We start from the raw sequence: 18,849 nt of genomic DNA on the forward strand, positions 1-18,849 counted from the left end.
AACTAAAAAACTAAACCAAAAACTAATAACCGACCATGAGAAAATATTTAATAATTGTAGATCGAAACAGAGCTGAAAAGCTGACCAGATTTGCTAATTTTATTATTGACAGAGTTGTAATCTCAGTTTTTTTTCTTGCTTTGGGCTTTACAGCCTCCTTACTGTACAACCTTGCCAATATTGACTTTCTGATCAAGATTGTTTATAAAATGTCAGAAATGAATAGGTTTCTTGATATACTGATAACCTCTCTTATCTACTTCTTGTACACTTTTCTGATAGAATATTTTACCAAAGGAAGGTCGATCGGCAAGTATATAACAGGAACTAAAGTCATTTGTACAGATGGCACCGAGCCTACTTTCAATGATTATTTGATCCGCAATATTTCCAGAATTGTTCCTTTTGATACGCTTTCCTTTTTCGGAGAAAACGGCTGGCATGACAAATGGAGCGAAACAAGGGTAATTAACATCAAAAATTATCAGGCTGAAATTCAAGCAAAAAGAGAAATTGAAGATCTTGGAAGGAAAGAAATTGCTTAAAAACTTTTGTTCATAAAGAAATTTTACTATATTTGCACACCTCAAAAATGGTAAAAATGGTACTTTGGCCGAGCGGCTAGGCAGTGGTCTGCAACACCATCTACAGCGGTTCGAATCCGCTAGGTACCTCAAAAAAAACCTCTAAATTATTTAGAGGTTTTTTTGTATTTATACTTACAGCTTTTAATATTCCATTCTTTTTTATTATTAATATTTACGCATGAAAAAATTACTACTCTTCTTCATCATTTCATTTTCTCTTGCTCTTTTGAATGGATATATTTTTAATTTCATTAATGATACCTATTTTCATTTTGATATCAATCAAAATAAACACAACAATATTTCGAAAGAAGAATTAAACTTCATCGCGATATTTATCGCTCCTGTTCTGGAGACTTTTCTATTTCAATATATCCCTTACCTCGTTTTAAGCAAATGGATAAGAGTCAAGAATAGAATACTCTGCATCATCATTATGAGCATTACTTTTGCCTCCATGCATTATTATAACGGGCTATACATTGTTATGACATTTTTTGGAGGCATCATTTTAAATAATCTTTACATCTATTACAATAAGCACGCCCATCAATACAGTTTTATTCTAACAACACTTTTCCACGGGCTATTCAATCTGTATGGTTTTTTATTTATAATGTAATATACTATTCACAAAAAAAGCTCCTCCAGATCAAAGAAGAGCTTGATAAATAATGTAAAAAGTAATGATGGATAGAAAATTATCTTGATCAAAAATAAAGGATTGATCCCACATACTTTTATGAGTAGCGTCATATCGGGGTAAAAAAAATCCCCGGAAATTCCGAGGATAAAAACTAATAACCATGAAAACTCAAATTAAACATGAGTTACATTTCTATATTGAAAAATCGTGCCAAGAATAACTATTTTGAGAAAAAAAGTTAATTTCTTCATTCGGCACCATTTTCACCAATTCAGCATTTTAAACCTATTTTACTGATACTTTAAAAAGCGCTTCATAATTATCTTTAATAAATTCAGATAAATCTAATGCTCCGGCAAAAGTATTAAAAAAAATACAATTTACATTTTAATAAAATAAAATTTACATTCATGACATAAAAAAAATTAAAAAGAGCAGTTTTGCCATAAAAGCAATTTTCAATAAACAAAATGGCACACTCTTTATCATCAGTCACCGGAAAACATCAATGATTAATGGCATATGAAATTTTAAAGAATTTCATGAAGACCAACATAAAATATCATAGACGTATTTTACATAAAAAGCCCCCAGAAATGGAGGCCTCAAAAAACACAAATGATGAAAAAAAATTTTATATCAGAGATAAAAATTATTTTATCTATTAATTCTAAGCCAAAGATATACCAGTCTTTTTTTTTATTTTATGAGTATAATCATAAAATTTTTATTTCTTTTAAATACGGAATTTTCTGGTAATCTATTTTATTTCTCAAAAAAAGACAATAATAAAAAATCTGGTAAAATAATATATGATTAAAAAGTATAGCACACCCCTAATTTGCAAAATATAAGAAAAAAATACTAGAAATGTAATGATTGAAATTATGTTTCACCCATATATTATTTGATAATTTTACTTCATAAATTAAAAAACGTGACAAATTTTTCTATACTTATAGCAAACTATAATAATGGAAAGTATTTCAGGGATTGCTATCATTCATTAATTAACCAAACCTACGAAAACTGGGAAGTGATTATTATTGATGATGCCTCTACAGACGACTCGGTAGAAATCATAGAATCTCTGATCAGAAATGATTCCCGTTTTAAACTTTATCATAATCCCAATAACGAAGGTTGTGGATCTACCAAAGCCAAATGCATGAAATATGCTCAGGGCGATTTATGTGCCTATCTTGATCCTGATGATGCTCTTCATCCCGAAGCACTGGAAAAAGTAGCACTGGAATTTATGAACAGAGAAGGTCTTGCCGCTGTATATTCTCAAATGAAACTTTGTAATGAAAATCTTGTTCAGGAAAAAATTTATACCGGTACCAAACAAATTTATAACAATCGCTATTTCTTCAACTATCCTATTCAGCTGGCCCACTTTTTCACTTTTAAAAGAGAGGCTTATTTAAGAACTACCGGAATAAATCCCAATCTTAAAAATGCGGTCGATCAGGACCTTTATCTGAAAATACTGGAACAAGGCCAAGTAAAATATCTCAAAGAGCCCCTGTATCTTTATAGACTTCATCCCAATGGAATTTCTCAGGATAAAGCCAAACAAAGTGCAAAAGAATCTTTTGCGAGAGTAATCCACGACAGTATGAAAAGACGGGGAATAAAAACAATTAATCGCAAAATTGTTCCTGAGGTCTTCACCAGCTCAAATGAAATTTTTGATCTCCTGAATTACCAGACCCAAAGAATGCACCGCCTTATTAGCAAAATAAAAGTTACTTTACACAATATATAAAAATAATAATGCTGCTCAGGTTGAGCAGCATTTGTTATAAAAATATGGAGTGAAAATGTTTATCATAAAAGTACCTGTTTGGAGTACAATTATTATAGGTACAAAAACTTCAAAAAGAAACGGCCTCCGTCAGGAGGCCTAAAAAACACAAATGATGAAAAAAATCTATTTAGAAAAATCCAAACAGAATATTGCAGAATCATTCAGCGTTATCCATATAGTTTACATTTTCTAAGCAGAAAATATAATACAGTATCGGAACAGAAGAATGAATACTTTCTATAAGAATTGCACTGCATCCTGAAGATAGATCGAAAGGTTCATATTTAAAAACACAATACCACTATGTCATGATTGAAAACCATCTTCATCTCTGGAATGGGTAAATGTAGCTAAATATTTGTTTGCCCACAAGGCTTACTCTTCCCAAATAATGGGAATATATACAGTGATAAATCCATCGGAATCTACCTGTGCATCAGAAACTGTAGCAACTACTGTTCCATAACCTACCCAGCCTCCCTGTCCCTGCATTGCAGAGAAAGTATAGGTGCCCGCAGGAAGACCTTCATAATATTGTGGAACAGACTGAAATCCTCCCCCATAATAAGTATCATATACTTCTCCGGTCGTCATATTTTCAGCAAGAAAACTTCCTACATCATAATTTCCTGAAAGAATTTTTGTTCCGTTTTTTGAAAGAAGACCATAACGAATCCTATAGGTCTGAGTTTGGGGTGTTTTATCCGCTATTTCTGAACTTCCTTTATGAGGTTCTGCTATTTCCCTGGTGGAAAACGAGGTTACTACAGTCAGCAATCCTATCAATGCTGCTCCTGTAAAAATTGATTTTTTCATATTAAAAAGTAATTTGGTATTCAAAAATACTCAACTTATATGAATTTAATAAAAACTATCAATGAAATAAAATTTACATCTACTCTCAAAAGCAAAAAAAGAAAATTGGAAGCATAATGATAATATTAAGTTTATATTTTTATTTTTTCCTGCGAAAAACATACAATAAAAAAAATCAATCTTTATTCCTTAGATCTCGGGAATCTACCATTAACAGTATAAAACTGGTCTTTATATACAATTAATTCACTTTTTAATTATCACTTTTAACACTTATTAACTAAAATTTGGCTTCATAATTGAAAATAGAATTAAAATCAAAGTCATTTTTGGCTTTATCGTATTAAAATTTGAATTATGAGAAAGATAGTATTAGCAGGTTTTTTATCCGTCTTTTTAATGACGGCCTGCAAGAAAGATGACAGCGTCGCTGAAAAGTCATTGGAAGCACAGAAACTTGAATTTCAGGCCAGACAACTTGAAATAGAAAAACAAAAGCTGGCTATTGAAAAGGAAAAAATGGTATATGAAGCTCAAAAAAAAGCAGACAGTGTATCAGAAAGCAAAAAAGCGAGAGCTGCTGCTGAAAATAATTCAAAACCACAGGTGATCAGAGAAACCAGAACAGTATATAGAGACAGAAGCTCGAATTCCGGATCAGGAAGCAGCAACGGAAGTTATGCTAATAACGGAAGTGGTACTTCACAGGGAACTACTCAGAAAAAAGGATGGAGTAAAGCTGCCAAAGGAACCGTCATTGGTACTGTAGGTGGAGCTGCTGCCGGAGCACTTATTGCTAAGAAAAACAGAGGCCTTGGAGCAGTAATTGGTGGTGTTGTAGGTGGTGCCACCGGATATACCATTGGTAGATCACAGGATAGAAAAGACGGAAGGGTACAACCCCGTTAATAAATATTTTTAATGATAACATATAAAGATTGCTTACTTTTAAGCAATCTTTTTTTTATGGTATTGATTCTATTTTCCTGCATTTTCATCATCCCTGTCCTGATGGGCTGGGGAAAAATCATGGAAAATATAGGAGGATTTTTATTTCAGGGAATCTCCGGAAAAATTTTATCAGGTATTCTTGGGATAAGCCTGATATGGACCGTTATTTCTTTTTTCATTCCCTTAAATATAAATGTGGAAATACCTTCAATACTATTGGGACTGCTTTTTTTCTTTAAAAATAAACTTTACCAGGAATTCTATCAATTTTCAAAAAAAGATTTTATATTATTAAGTGTAAGTTCTCTGACTGTCCTATTTGCAGGCTCTTTTTATCCTTATATATTGGATCATTTCGGATATTATATTCCTACGTTGAAATGGCTTACAGAATATGGACTTATAAAAGGCATATCAAATGTAGACCTCACGTTAGGGCAAATGTCTGTCTGGCACATTTTCCAGGCAGGATTTTCCAATTTCTCAGACCCGTTTTTAAGAATCAATTCTATACTGCTTATCATCTACGGTATATACAGTATTGAAAGAAAAAACTGGATCCATCTTTGTTTTCTGCCCATATTACTCCTGTTTTCCCAGTCTCCAAGCCCGGACCTTCCTGTTATTATCTTTTCATTGATTATTTTAAATGAAATTATAGCCGGAAACAGAAATGCCACGCTCCTCTTTGCATTTTCAGTTTTTGTCTTTACGATAAAACCTACGATGATATGGCTCCCTATATTGGTTTTCTTAAACTTTGTTTTTATTTTTAAAAGTACCTTTAAGCAATTTCTTCTAGGGAGTTCAATACTATTTTTATTTTTCATTAAAAATATCTGGACATTCGGATATCCCGTTTTCCCGGTAGCAATAGGTGACCTGGGATTATCCTGGAAACCGAATCCCGAAGTTTTAAAAACTTCTTCACAGTTTGCCATCATGAAAACCTATGATATGCAGTATACCTATGAGGAAATTCAAAAATTTTCGACTGCAGATTATATCAAGAACTGGTTTTCTCTGGAAGGGATCAAATCCAAAATCAATATCCTTTTTATTCTTAGCCTGATCATTTTTTCCTTATTTACCTGGATAAAAAAGAAAAAAATTATCACCATGATCTTCATTTCATTGTTGATAAAAAGTATAGTAGTGCTTGCTTTTTCAGCTCAGTACAGATTTTTCACAGATGTATTTTTTGTGATAGTCTTTGTACTGTTTCATGAATATTTAAGTAAAAAAAGATCAATAGCAATTTTCTCAGTGCTCAGCTTATTTTTTATTTCCATATTATCTTTTCCGGGAATTATTCAAAAATACATTCCAAGTTTCCGGGTGGGAAGTTTTATGACCGGATTTGAGAAAGAACAGATATATCAACCTTCAACCTATGAATATCAGCGGTTTGATACCTTTAAGGTAGGGAATTTAAAGTTTAATGTTTCTCATCATTATCCCTATAGTTTTGATACTCCACTTCCGGCAATTACTCCGGCTTATCTTTTTGATGATGTGAAGGCAGGTATTTTCCCTCAGCTTGCAGACAAAAATGATATTCAAAAAGGGTTTATCCCGAAAAAAATGACTTCAGAAGAAAAAGAGGAAGCCCAAAAGGTTATCAATAATATCAAAAACACTGATAAATAGAACAAATCCAGAAACTTTATTATCTGAAGAAAAAAAGGTAATTTTGTATTATGTTCAACACATTAGGTAATCTTCTTAGTCTTACAACATTTGGAGAAAGTCACGGAGTGGCTTATGGCGGTATCATCAATAATTTTCCGGCAGGTTTAGCGGTAGATCTCGATAAAGTTCAGTACGAACTGAACCGAAGAAAACCCGGCCAGTCAGCAATCGTTACACAAAGAAAAGAAAGCGACACTGTAAAGTTTCTTTCAGGAATCTTTGATGGCAAAACAACAGGTACGCCTATTGGCTTTATTATTGAAAACGAAAATCAGAAATCAAAAGATTATGATCACATAGCAGGAGCTTATCGCCCAAGTCATGCTGATTTTACTTATGACCAGAAATTTGGTTTCAGAGACCACCGTGGTGGCGGAAAATCTTCTGCAAGAGAAACCATGAACTGGGTAGTTGCCGGAGCACTTGCCAAGCAGCTTTTACCCAATATTGAGATCAATGCTTACGTATCTTCCGTAGGCGATATTTTCTGTGAAAAACCTTACCAGGCTTTAGATTTCTCTCAAACTGAAAGTAATGATGTGCGTTGTCCGGATGCTGAAACAGCAGAAAAGATGATTGCGAGAATCAAAGAAATCAAAAAAGAAGGAAATACCATCGGAGGAACCATCACCTGTGTGATTAAAAATGTTCCTGTGGGAATTGGCGAACCTATCTTTTCAAAACTTCAGGCTGAACTGGCAAAAGCAATGCTGAATATCAATGCCTGCAAAGGTTTTGAATATGGAAGCGGTTTCTGCGGAGCTAAAATGACAGGAAAAGAGCACAATGATGCCTTCAATACAGATTTCACGACAAAATCTAACCTTTCCGGAGGAATCCAGGGTGGAATTTCGAACGGAATGGATATTTATTTCCGTGTGGCTTTTAAACCTGTAGCTACTATTCTGAGACCTCAGGATAGTATTGATAAAGACGGAAATCCTGTCATCGTAGAAGGAAAAGGGCGTCACGACCCTTGTGTAGTTCCAAGAGCAGTTCCTGTAGTGGAAAGTCTGGCTGCATTTGTACTGGCAGACCTGTTTTTGATCAACAAAACAAGAAATATCAATAATTTTTAACATAAATATTTTTAGTAATGAAAAATTACTGGGATAAAGGAATTTCGTTTGAAGAATATCTTCAGATTGCAAAAGAAAGATTAGAGAATCCTGCCAACCAACAGGAACTTGATTATAAACAATATTACGAGCTGGGGCTTCAAAGAATGGACAGAACGGTAAAAAAATACGTTCCTGATGAAGATCAGCTGAAAGAACTTGCTGCCAAAAATTTTGACGGAAAGATTTTAATTATTTCCGAAGCTTGGTGCGGAGATGCAAGTGCAACAGTACCTGCTCTTTTCAGATTTTTTGAAGGACATAATGAAGTAAGAGTTTTCCTGAGAGATAGTGATAAAAGCTTAATCAATCAGTTTCTGACCAATGGTACGGAATCTATTCCTAAAGTAATTATTCTTGACAAAGACCTGAATGTAAAAAATTCCTGGGGACCACGGCCCAAATATGGATATGAATTGCTGATGAAGTATAAAGCTGATCCTGAAGCCTACCCAAAAGATACTTTTTATAATGATCTGCAGATATATTATGCCAAAAACAGAGGCAAAGATGCTGTTCAGGAAATTTTGGATCTCCTATAAAAAAAGATATGAAAAAAAATATCATTTATATTGTAATCATAGCAATCATTGGCGTTGTTGCTTTTGTACCCGGAATAAGAAATTTCCTGAAGGATACATTTTTTCCGGTAGCCACCATTGAAAATGCCGTTCACATCAGTGAAGAGGATTATGATATAGAACTTAAAGGAATTAATGCACCGAGCACCAACCTTAAGAATTTTAAGGACAAAGGTGTTTTCCTGAACTTCTGGGGAACATGGTGCCCACCCTGCAGAAAAGAATGGCCTTCTATTCAGAAACTGTATGATACCAGAAAAGATCATGTAGATTTTGTGCTGATTGCTATGAATGATAAAGAAGAGGATGTAAGAAAGTTTTTGAAAGAAAATAACTATACCGTTCCTGTATATATTGCTCAAAGTCCAATTTCTGAGAAAATTCTTCCAAAGGTATTTCCTACGACTTTCCTTCTGGATAAGCACGGAAGAATCCTTATTAAAGAGGATGCTACAAAAGACTGGAACACAGAGACTGTGCATCAGTTCATTGACAATATTATCAAATAAGATTTTAACTAAATTTTATAATTTGTTGGTACAGGATTTGCGAAATTTATAGCATTGAAAAATTTATTAAATCCAAACACAAAATGAAATATTCAAAATTAAATCTTGCAAAAGAAGCCATCAATCATAAGGGCTTTATCAAAAAGATTCCTGATATTTTCAGAATGGTCAAAATGTGGAGAAAAGGAATTTATCCAATGAAATCCATAGACATTATTCTTCCTTTACTGGGAATTTTATATGTACTCTCTCCTATTGATCTCCTTCCTGAATTTGCCATACCGGTTCTGGGAGTCATGGATGACCTGGCAGTATTGTCACTTACCATCCCTAAGCTCATCAAAGAGGTTGACAAATTTTTATTGTGGGAAGCCCAGCAAAAATATAGCGGTGCTCAAGTCATTGATGCTGAAATCGTAAAATAATAGTTTATTATATTTTTCACACCATCCTGGTTCATCCGGGATGGTTTTTTGTTTACAAATGAGCGATAAATTTTTAAGCCTTATTTCAATTCCTTAAATTTGCAATATCTAATAAAAAATAATGGAAAGTAAAAAAGAATTCTTCTTAGAGTGCTACAAACTAGGAATCATTAAATTCGGAAGGTTTACCCTGAAAAGTGGTATTGAAAGTCCTTTTTATGTAGACCTGAGACCTTTGGCTTCAGATCCTAAAATTTTAAAAAATCTTGCTAATTATCTTTTGGAAATGCTTCCGTTAGATAATTTCGATTTAATCTGTGGAGTTCCTTATGCTGCTCTTCCTATGGCGACTGCAATGTCTCTGGAAAGCTATATTCCATTAATTATTAAAAGAAAAGAAGCGAAAAGCTATGGTACAAAGAAGCTGATTGAAGGAATTTATCAGAAAGGACAGAACTGTCTTTTGGTAGAAGATGTGATCACTTCAGGGAAATCTTTGCTGGAAACCATTCCTGAAATAGAACAGGAAGATCTTAAAGTTTCTGATATTGTGGTGGTACTAGACAGAGAACAGGGAGGAAAACAATTACTGGAAGGTAAGGGATATAGAGTACACACTCTTTTCAATATTTCGGAAGTATGCAATATTCTTCAGGAAACAGGTGAATTGTCAGATGAAGAAGTAAAAAGAATCCAGGATTTCCTTCAAGGGAACCATATTCAGTTTGAAGAAGAAACCAGATCTTCTTATGAGCAGAAACTTCAGTCAACCCAGCATTCCGTTTCGAAAAAATTACTGGAAACCGCTTTAGCAAAAAAATCAAACCTTATTGCTTCTGCTGATGTTACAACCACACAGGAGCTATTGGAACTTGCTGAAAAAGTAGGGCCACACGTTATTGCTTTAAAAACACATATCGATATCATTTCTGATTTTGATTATGAAAAAACAATCACTCCTTTAAAAGCTATTGCGGCAAAACACCAGTTCTTACTCATGGAAGACAGAAAATTTGCTGATATCGGAAATACACAGGAACTTCAGTTCACAAGCGGAGTTTTCAAAATTACAGATTGGGCAGATTTCGTAACTTCTCAGGTGATCGGAGGTTTTGAATCATTAGACTGTTTCAAAAATGTAGGAGTGGTAGCCATCGTTGGAATGTCTTCAAAAGGAGCTTTAACAACAGCCAGCTATCGTGAAGAAGCTTTAAAAGTAGCTTTATCTCATCCTAATGTAATTGGTGGTGTGTCTCAGAATAAAATTCCTGAGGATCTTTTATTATTCACTCCGGGAGTAAATCTTGCAGATTCAGGAGATGGTAAAGGACAGCAGTACAACACCCCTGAGCATGTTTTCAAAACACTGCACACAGATTTCATTATCGTAGGAAGAGGAATCTACAAATCCAATGATCCTGAAGCATCGGCAATCACTTATAAAACAGAGGGATGGAATGCTTATATTAATTCTTTGGAAAAAAAAGCAATTCAGGGTTAAAATCCTATAAAGTATATACAAAATAAGTTATATTTGGGCTTTATCACGAATATTTGAAAAAGATCAGCCTTTGCCTTATTTTGTTATGTGGAGTTGTACAGGTTTCTGCACAGACAGACAGTATATACATTGAAACAAAACTGTCACCAGACAAGAAGAACCTTGAGGTCCGCCAGGAAATTGTTTATTACAATCACTCCGGAAAAGACCTTCAAACTGTAAAACTCCTGAATTGGGTTTCCGCGTACAATAAACGGGGAACTTCTTTAGTCTACAGAAAACTGGAAGACCGAAATAATGATTTGCATTTTGCAAAAAATGATCAACTGGGAAAACTTCTTGAACTGAATATTAAAAATTCTTACAATGAAGTCCTTCCTGTCAATACACTCTCAGATGAAAATCTTTTTATTCCTCTGAAAAATGTATTGAAACCTGGCGAAAGCGTCACTTTACAGTTGCAATACAGGATGCAGCTACCCGATAAAAACTTTACGGGATACGGAACATCCGCTCAGAATACTGTATTAAAATATTTCTTTATTGTTCCGGATCATTTTGATCCGGACAATATTTCCAAAAGAAACTACCACGATATTGAGGAACAGGTAAGCTTTAATACTTTCTGGACCATCAATTTTGATCTTCCTGTAAATAGTTTTGTTGAAGGTAATCTCCCACAGGTTCAGATGAACTCATTTAAGGGATACCTTGACTCAGACCCTGAATTTTTGATTTCTCCAACAGAATTTCAATCCATCAAAACCAATGTTGACGGAGATGAAATCGAAATCAAATTTGGATACAACCTTAAACCGGATGAAAAACAAAATCTGGAGTTTTATCTTCCTTTACAATTAAAATTCATTAAAGAACGCATCGGATATCTTCCGAAAAGTATTTTTATCTCAGATAAATTCAGAGCTAAAGAAGACTTTTTCGGGAATAATGACATTACTTTCTGGAAATTCAGATTCCGCCTGTTTACCGATACGGAAAAAACAGATATGGATTACTTTGGAATCATTGCCAAAAAAATTCTTGACGAAGGTATTATTGCAGATAAAGAAAAAGATCACTGGTTTAAAAATGGTTTAAAATCTTATCTGGAAATTCAGTACCTCAAAAAATTCTATGCCGACACAAAACTTTTAGGTACACTTCCCGAGACCAGAATCTTCGGGCTAAAACCTTTAAAGTTATTCCACGCCTCCAAAGTAAAACTTCTGGACCGCTATGGACTTTCTTATCAATATATCATGCTGCAAAACCTTGATCAGAAGATCGATGAGCATTTCCCTGTTTTGAGTAATTTCAATGACATGGCTATCAGCAGCTTTGAAACAGGAAGTCTTTTCAACTATTCGGCCGACAAAATGGGATATGAACAATTCGATGGGATTCTAAAAAATTATATTGCTCAGAATTCCGGAAAAAAGATTAATCCTGATGAATTCCTTTCATCTCTTGCTGAAAACAATAAGTCAACAGCCTATCTCTCCAACTTCTTCAAACAGAAGAACAGGGTTGATTTTAAATTGAAAAATATTAGAAAAGACAATGACTCTCTGCAAATAAAAATTGTAAGAAATACAGACATTTCTATTCCTGTAAAACTGGAAACAGAAACCAGAGAAGGAGAAAAGAAAACGTACTGGATAGATACGGAGGAAAATGAACGTACCACCAGCCTGTCACTTCCTGCATCAGAGAATATTTATAAAACCACCCTAAATAGTGGCTATATCTTCCCTGAATCCAATTACAGAGACAACTTCCTGTATGCGAAAGGACTATTTTCCAATGCAAAAAAAATTAAACTTAAACTAATAAAAGACATTCCGAACCCGGAATACAACGAAATTTACTTCAGCCCAAGGGTACGTTTCAACAATACGTATGATAAATTTCTTTTGGGAGCCAATTTTAAAAATCAGTCTTTCTTTGATCAGAAATTTTTGTATTCGGTAACGCCGACCTATAGTACAGGAACAGGCAAACTGACCGGTTCAGGAGCAGTCTCCTACTCTATTCTGCCTGCAGAAAGCATTATCCGAAGTCTGACGTTCGGACTTTCAGGCTCTTATTTCCATTATGATTATGATCTGGCCTACAGAAAAACCTCAATATCATCTTCGATTAACTTCAGAAAAAACCCAAGAAGTACAGTAAGCAGAAGTCTTGGAGTTTCCTATAATTATTTTGAAAGGGATCTGAGCCCTGCAATGATCGCCAATAATGATTACAGCAAATATAACCTCTGGAGTATCGGATATGGTTATAGCGACAGCCAGATGATTCATGAGAAAAGCTTCAGCCTAAGTACCCAGGGAATGGAAGATTTCAATAAAATAACAGCTGAAGGTTTCTACAGATGGGAATTTGCTCCTAAACAAAAGCTGAGCTTACGTTTATTTGCCGGATACTTCTTAAGAAACAACACCCGAAATAACCTTTTCGATTATGGAATTTCCAGGGTTTCAAACTATTCATTCTCTTATACGCTTTTAGGAGAAAGTGCCAGCAGCGGTCTTCTTTCTCAGCAGTTTATATTAGCTGATGGTGGTTTTAAATCCTTTCTTCCGGGAACAGTCAACCAATGGATCACTTCTGCCAACGTAGATTCAAGTGTGTGGAAAATATTCCATGTATATGCGGATGCCGGAGTTTATAAAAATAAAGATCTTCCTGCCAAATTCATATGGGACACAGGAGTTAAAGTAAGAATCATCCCCGATTTTCTGGAAGTTTATTTCCCGATACAATCTTCTTTAGGTTTTGAACCTTCATTCAAAGATTATGGAAAACGTATCAGATATACTTTGATCCTTAATCTCGGATCCATCATTAATGCAGCGAGAAGAGGCTGGTATTAAGATTCTGAAAAATAAAAAATAAGGACAGCCTGTTATCGGTTGTCCTTTCTTATTTAAAATTAATCTTTTATAATTTTCTGCGAGATCGGAATATTGTTAATCGTTCCTGTGACAATGTAAGTTCCTTTTGGAAGCTCTGCAATATCAAGTGTGGAGGCCAGTTTAGTCGGTGATTTTTTAACAACCTGTCTGAAAGTATCGTATACTTTCACATCTTTAACCTCAGTTCCGAACACTACTTTACTGTCTTTTATAAAAGGATTCTGCACAAAACCCGATTTCACACTTCCTTCAAGAGAAAAGTCTGCCATGTTATCATTACTGCCAACCAAAGTTCTTTTGATAGCTGTGGTGGTCGTGGGAGAAGGAGCTGGTCCATCACCTTTAAACTGATCAGCGTTGGATCCGTACCCTACAAAATCCAGTACATTGGATGCAGAAGGTCCTGTCACCTGCACGATATTTCCAGCTAAGGCCACTTTGCCAGATACACTGGAGATTTTCAGCCCTGAAGATTTATTGGGTGTTCCGTCGAAATTAATTATGGAAGTGGCAATAAAATCCGGTGCTGGCAGATTTTCAATACCTCCTTCAATTGCTGATTCCTGAATTAAATAGGTTTCTTCCGGTCCTAAAGTAAGGTCCGGCAGCGTATGATATTCCGTGAAAGCACCTATTGCCGGAGCATATTGAATACTTGCTCCCGTTAAAGAGACCAAAGTAGTTCCGATATTTTTAAGGACGATATAATTATTCTTCAATACAGCCCCTGAGTTGGCATTACCACCATAGATCTCATTAATCACAATCTGGGCATTGGAAAAGGAAGTTAATAATGTAAGTCCAACAAGAGTAAAGATTTTTTTCATCGTAATAATTTTAGAAATGGAATAAAAATAAAACATCAAAAACAATACCACCAAATTAAGAAATATATGGGATACAAAAACTTAAAAATCAGGAAACAATCGCAAAAACAGCCGCTTCGTTGAAGCGGCTGTTTATATTGTTATAAAAAAAAGATTAGTCTTTAAGAACCTTCTGAGAAACCGGCTGGTTGTTTATGGTACCTGTCACGATGTAGTTTCCTTTTACCAGTTCAGCAACACTTACAGATTCGTTTTGTTTTACTGAAGCTTCTTTTACAAGCTGCCCGAACATATTGAAAACTTTTACGTCTTTTACATCAGCTCCAAAAATGATCTGATTATTTTTAACGAAAGAATTCTTTACGAAGTTTCCTGACTTTAGGTTTTTAGAATCAATAACAGCTAAAGTGGCACTGGACGAAGTGACCGTTAAAGAAATATCGTCTATTCTCCAGTTGGCAGTACCCAAAGATGGAGTTCCTGTACCAGGGCTGTCACTTCCATAGATTCTCAAAGTAACCGGCGCTGATTCTGCCCCTACTAAATTAGAACCTGAAAAAGTGATGCTATTCAATGTCCATGTACTGTTATTGTTAACATTTACAGTACCTATTGCTGTAGCATAGTTATCAATGCTGGAATATACAGTAATTTTTCCCGGACCGGTAGATGTCCCTCTCGAACCGAAATTCAAAGAATTTAAAGTTACTTTATTACCCGCAAGAGGAGTAACAGTAACACTAAAATAAGTACTTGTGGTAGTTGAAAGAGCCTCTTTAAAAGCTGCTGCTCCAAAATTACTGGACCCACTTGCCCCCGTATACCCTGAAGATACTGATGAAGTAGTTATTAAATTGGTTGTACCATTATTATTTCCCTGAGTTGCCGCAAATGCTACACTTGAAATATTAGCATTGGTACCGGAAATCGGATTTACAGAACTTCCATCCCAAAGGTAAGTTGTTTGTGCAAAAGCAACTGCGCTCATCACAACTGTTGCAAAAAGAGAATAAAGTTTTTTCATGATTTAATTTTTTTACTGTTAATAATTTTCTTTGCATAACAAAACTACATTCTAATTTTTTTTTGGGGACAATAAAGAGGTTAAGTTTTTGTTAATTATAGTTGACCTCTTAATGTTAACATTTTTTAATTATTTTTACGAATTATTTTTAAAAGTTGCGGAATTTTGTCATTCTATTCGTTTTATTCTTCTTAGGCATATTTTCAGGAAATGCTCAGGTCTTTTCGTGGAAGAATCCCAACGTTCCTGAAGACAGTATTAAAAGGGATAGTATTCTGGCCGCAAAGCTGGAACAGGATATCTTTGCAAAGGATACTCTTGATTTCATAAGAACGCACAATAAGATCATTATTGATGAAGCCGTATTGGCCAAGAATGATAAAAAGAGATTTTTAGGAGAGCTTAATTCAAAAGGTTCTATTATCCGGGGGATTACTTTTGGTAATAATCAGGGACAATCTGTACAAAGCTCTATGGATCTTCAGATTTCAGGACGTTTGTCAAAAGATGTGACGATTTTAGCGAGTATTTCAGATCATAACCTGCCGATTCAGGCTGATGGTTATACCCAAACTTTGGAGGAGTTTGATAAAATCTATATGCAGCTTAATATTAAAGATAAATCTATCCTCAGAGCGGGACATCTTGATCTTGTAGAAGCCAAGAATTATTTTGCCAAATACCAGAGAAGAAGTATGGGACTTCAGTTTCAGACAGAATTTGGGAAGGAAAACAAGACATTCTTAGATATCTCTGCAGGGGTTGCACGAAGTGAATTCCACAGAATCCGTTTTCAGGGAGTGGAAGGAAATCAGGGGCCTTACCGGCTGACGGGTAAGAACGGTGAACAGTTTATCACACTAATCTCCGGTTCTGAACAGGTTTTTATTGATGGAATTTTAATGAAGCGTGGTGAAAACCAGGATTATACCATCAATTATAATACCGGTGAAGTTACTTTTACCAGTTTCCGTCCCATTTTCCAACAGAATTTCATTACCATTTCTTATAACTACGCCAACAGAAATTATTCAAGATATCTGTTTACAGGAAAGCTTGAGCATCAGAGAGAGAAATTCAAAGTAGGATTCAACTGGTTTATGGAAAATGATAACAAGAATGCACCTCTTTCTTTAAACCTTTCTAAGGAGGATGAGCAGATTCTTGCAGAAGCCGGAAATAATCCTGACCTGATGTATGCTCCTTCAGGAGTGATAACGGAATATGATGTCAATAAAATTTTATACAAACTAAGTCCCGCAGGTAATTTCTATGAATATTCTACGGATTCGAGCTTAACACTTTATCAGGTTTCTTTTACTTACTTCGGAGCTAATCAGGGAGACTATAAAATAGCACAAACCACCAACAACGGACGTGTTTTTGAATATGTAGGTCCTAATGGCGGAGATTACAGAGCCGTAAGAAAACTTCCTTCTCCTCAGAAATCACAGGTATACTCTCTGAACTCTGAATACCTTTTAAATGAAGGAAAAATAGGCGCTGATATCTCTCTGAGTAACTATGACGTCAATTTATTTTCATCAAAAGATTCTGATCAGAATATGGGGTATGCATGGCGTATTTTTGGAAATAAAAGTTTCACAAAGAACACGTGGAGAGGAACTCCAAGTTTTGAATATCAATATATAGACAGACAGTTTCATATCCTTGACCGTATCAATGATGTGGAATTCTCCAGAGACTTCAACCTTACCCAGGAATTCAATAAAAAGACCCAAAACAGATTTATCTTCAGCTTTTTAAACAAATGGAATAATAAATCTACGCTTAATTACCGTATTAATTATCTGAATGAACAGGATTCTTACAAAGGGATTAAAAATGATCTTGACTTCGGCTGGCTGACAGGAAAATTCTTTACGAAAGGGAATCTGTCTTATCTGAGTACCAATGCAACCCTTCAGGATACAAAGTTCATCCGTGGTGGAGTTTCAACAGAATTTACCGGTAAAAAAGGAAGCTGGGCCATCGGTGGAAGCATGGAACATAATGAGAAGAAGTACAACGATACTCAGCTTATGGATGTCACTAGTTTCAGCTGGAAAGAAATCTTTTTGCAAAAGAAAATCGGTGACAGTACAAGAACCAAATTATTAGCGAAAGTATATATGAGAGATAATGACTCAGTACGTGATAACAGGCTTCAGAATATGAACAATATTTTGGGGATCATGGCTGAAAGTCAGATTATCAAGACCGAAAGAACCAGTTTAAATGCCCTGATTCACTACCGAAAATTCTTCTACGCAGGTGCAGAAGTTGAAGTAACCCGTAATAATGATTTTGTTGTTGGAAACATCTTATACAACCAACAGCTGTTCAGAAACGGGATGCGTCTTCAAGCTTTCTATGAACTGGGCAACGGGCAGGAAGCGCAGAGGGAATTTCAGTACATTAAAGTAACAGACGGACAAGGTGTTTATAAATGGACCGATTATAACGGAGACGGCGTTCAGCAGCTGGACGAATTTGAAATTGCCGAGTATTCTGATCTTGCCCAATACATCCGTGTCTATACAAATTCTGTACGATATATTCCTTCCAATAAAAATAAACTACAGTTGGCCTTATTTGTCAATCCGGCCATTGTTTTCAACTCTGAAAATGGATTTCTAAAACGTTGGAATTTCAATATTTCATTAAATTCTCAAAACTCATTCTACAAAAAGGAAAAAGTACTCGTTCTGAATCCTTTTGAAAAGAACAGTGATCAGATTCTTAAAAATCAGAACATTCTTGCTTCCGTACAGTTTAATCCAACGGACAAATCAGGGTGGAACGGAAATTACAGATTCATCACCAATGATAATCTCATCAATGCGAATTTCAGCAATGAAGAACGTGAACAGACTTCCCATTTCCTGAATATAGGATATTGGTTCAATAAAGAATTCAGAGTGGATTGGGAAAACTCTGTGCATGATATACAGAACTCTTCACAATTATTTAAAACCAGAGATTATCGTCTCAATAATTTTGAAACCAAGCCTAAAGCAACATATAAATTTACAGATGCCATTCAGGCCGAATTATCTTCTGCTTTCCGTCAGAAACAAAGACTGGATGGTGAAGAACTTCTTAAAGCTTTTGATATTACGGGAACGATCCAGTGGGAGCGAAGAAAAACGTCTATCCGTGGAAACTTCTCATTCATCAATAACAATTTTACAGGAAACAATTTCAGTATTGTAGGAAACCAGATGCTGGACGGGCTTAAACCGGGAAAAAACCAGGTATGGAGTGTGTTTATCCAGCAAGCTATCAACTCGTTTATCCAGCTGAATCTTAATTACGAAGGAAGAAATTCCGGCGACCGTACCATTCATATCGGAAGTATGCAGGTAAAAGCAAGTTTCTAATAGTGACTATTATTTTTTTTACAATAAAGAAATCCCCAATATCGTTATCGGGGATTTC

Annotated in this window: 15 protein-coding genes and 1 tRNA gene; 13 read left to right on the forward strand and 3 right to left on the reverse strand. The window is 35.1% G+C overall.

The features are described from left to right. Window positions 1-35: 35 nt before the first annotated feature. The 4 genes from RAH34_RS03145 to RAH34_RS03160 all read left to right on the forward strand — a co-directional run bounded on the left by RAH34_RS03145 (window position 36) and on the right by RAH34_RS03160 (window position 3,004). Window positions 36-545: an RDD family protein gene (locus tag RAH34_RS03145; RefSeq protein WP_114819287.1), complete on the forward strand. Its 510-nt coding sequence runs from the start codon at window positions 36-38 to the stop codon at window positions 543-545. A 58-nt stretch (window positions 546-603) separates the two neighbouring features. After that, window positions 604-674: transfer RNA gene (locus RAH34_RS03150), tRNA-Cys, on the forward strand. A 91-nt stretch (window positions 675-765) separates the two neighbouring features. Then, on the forward strand, window positions 766-1,209 hold the full coding sequence (locus tag RAH34_RS03155) for a CPBP family intramembrane glutamic endopeptidase (RefSeq protein ID WP_306595115.1): 444 nt from the start codon (window positions 766-768) through the stop codon (window positions 1,207-1,209). A 961-nt stretch (window positions 1,210-2,170) separates the two neighbouring features. After that, window positions 2,171-3,004, forward strand: coding sequence for a glycosyltransferase family 2 protein (locus tag RAH34_RS03160; RefSeq protein WP_306595116.1), 834 nt, complete (start codon window positions 2,171-2,173; stop codon window positions 3,002-3,004). Between the two features lie 417 nt (window positions 3,005-3,421). Here RAH34_RS03160 and RAH34_RS03165 read toward each other — a convergent pair whose 3' ends face one another. After that, window positions 3,422-3,862: a hypothetical protein gene (locus RAH34_RS03165; RefSeq protein WP_114819290.1), complete on the reverse strand. Its 441-nt coding sequence runs from the start codon at window positions 3,860-3,862 to the stop codon at window positions 3,422-3,424. Window positions 3,863-4,219: 357 nt separating this feature from the next. Between RAH34_RS03165 and RAH34_RS03170 the strand changes: the two genes are divergently transcribed. The 8 genes from RAH34_RS03170 to RAH34_RS03205 all read left to right on the forward strand — a co-directional run bounded on the left by RAH34_RS03170 (window position 4,220) and on the right by RAH34_RS03205 (window position 13,515). Then, a complete protein-coding gene (locus tag RAH34_RS03170) occupies window positions 4,220-4,771 on the forward strand; it encodes a YMGG-like glycine zipper-containing protein (RefSeq protein WP_114819291.1) in 552 nt (183 codons plus the stop codon). 57 nt (window positions 4,772-4,828) lie between these two features. Beyond that, window positions 4,829-6,463, forward strand: a complete 1,635-nt coding sequence (locus RAH34_RS03175; RefSeq protein WP_306595117.1) for a hypothetical protein — start codon at window positions 4,829-4,831, stop codon at window positions 6,461-6,463. A 50-nt stretch (window positions 6,464-6,513) separates the two neighbouring features. After that, complete coding sequence (gene aroC, locus RAH34_RS03180) at window positions 6,514-7,584, forward strand: chorismate synthase (protein ID WP_089689769.1); 1,071 nt, start codon at window positions 6,514-6,516, stop codon at window positions 7,582-7,584. A 17-nt stretch (window positions 7,585-7,601) separates the two neighbouring features. Continuing rightward, window positions 7,602-8,165, forward strand: coding sequence for a thioredoxin family protein (locus tag RAH34_RS03185; RefSeq protein WP_079243120.1), 564 nt, complete (start codon window positions 7,602-7,604; stop codon window positions 8,163-8,165). 8 nt (window positions 8,166-8,173) lie between these two features. Next, a complete protein-coding gene (locus RAH34_RS03190; RefSeq protein ID WP_114819293.1) occupies window positions 8,174-8,713 on the forward strand; it encodes a TlpA disulfide reductase family protein in 540 nt (179 codons plus the stop codon). 83 nt (window positions 8,714-8,796) lie between these two features. Continuing rightward, window positions 8,797-9,138, forward strand: coding sequence for a YkvA family protein (locus tag RAH34_RS03195; protein WP_114819294.1), 342 nt, complete (start codon window positions 8,797-8,799; stop codon window positions 9,136-9,138). 121 nt (window positions 9,139-9,259) lie between these two features. Then, window positions 9,260-10,639 carry an orotidine-5'-phosphate decarboxylase gene (pyrF, locus tag RAH34_RS03200; protein ID WP_306595118.1) on the forward strand — a complete coding sequence of 460 codons (1,380 nt, stop codon included), beginning with the start codon at window positions 9,260-9,262 and terminating at the stop codon, window positions 10,637-10,639. 53 nt (window positions 10,640-10,692) lie between these two features. Continuing rightward, window positions 10,693-13,515, forward strand: coding sequence for an aminopeptidase (locus RAH34_RS03205; RefSeq protein WP_228411907.1), 2,823 nt, complete (start codon window positions 10,693-10,695; stop codon window positions 13,513-13,515). 59 nt (window positions 13,516-13,574) lie between these two features. Here the strand turns inward: RAH34_RS03205 and RAH34_RS03210 are convergent, their stop codons facing one another. After that, complete coding sequence (locus RAH34_RS03210; protein WP_114819509.1) at window positions 13,575-14,384, reverse strand: T9SS type A sorting domain-containing protein; 810 nt, start codon at window positions 14,382-14,384, stop codon at window positions 13,575-13,577. A 154-nt stretch (window positions 14,385-14,538) separates the two neighbouring features. Continuing rightward, window positions 14,539-15,408, reverse strand: coding sequence for a T9SS type A sorting domain-containing protein (locus RAH34_RS03215; protein WP_306595119.1), 870 nt, complete (start codon window positions 15,406-15,408; stop codon window positions 14,539-14,541). A 155-nt stretch (window positions 15,409-15,563) separates the two neighbouring features. Here RAH34_RS03215 and RAH34_RS03220 point away from each other — a divergent pair, with 155 nt between their 5' ends. Continuing rightward, window positions 15,564-18,791, forward strand: a complete 3,228-nt coding sequence (locus RAH34_RS03220) for a hypothetical protein (protein ID WP_306595120.1) — start codon at window positions 15,564-15,566, stop codon at window positions 18,789-18,791. The last annotated feature ends 58 nt before the right edge of the window (window positions 18,792-18,849 follow it).

The sequence above is a fragment of the Chryseobacterium sp. WLY505 genome, from assembly GCF_030846215.1.
In the GTDB taxonomy this organism is placed as follows: domain Bacteria; phylum Bacteroidota; class Bacteroidia; order Flavobacteriales; family Weeksellaceae; genus Chryseobacterium.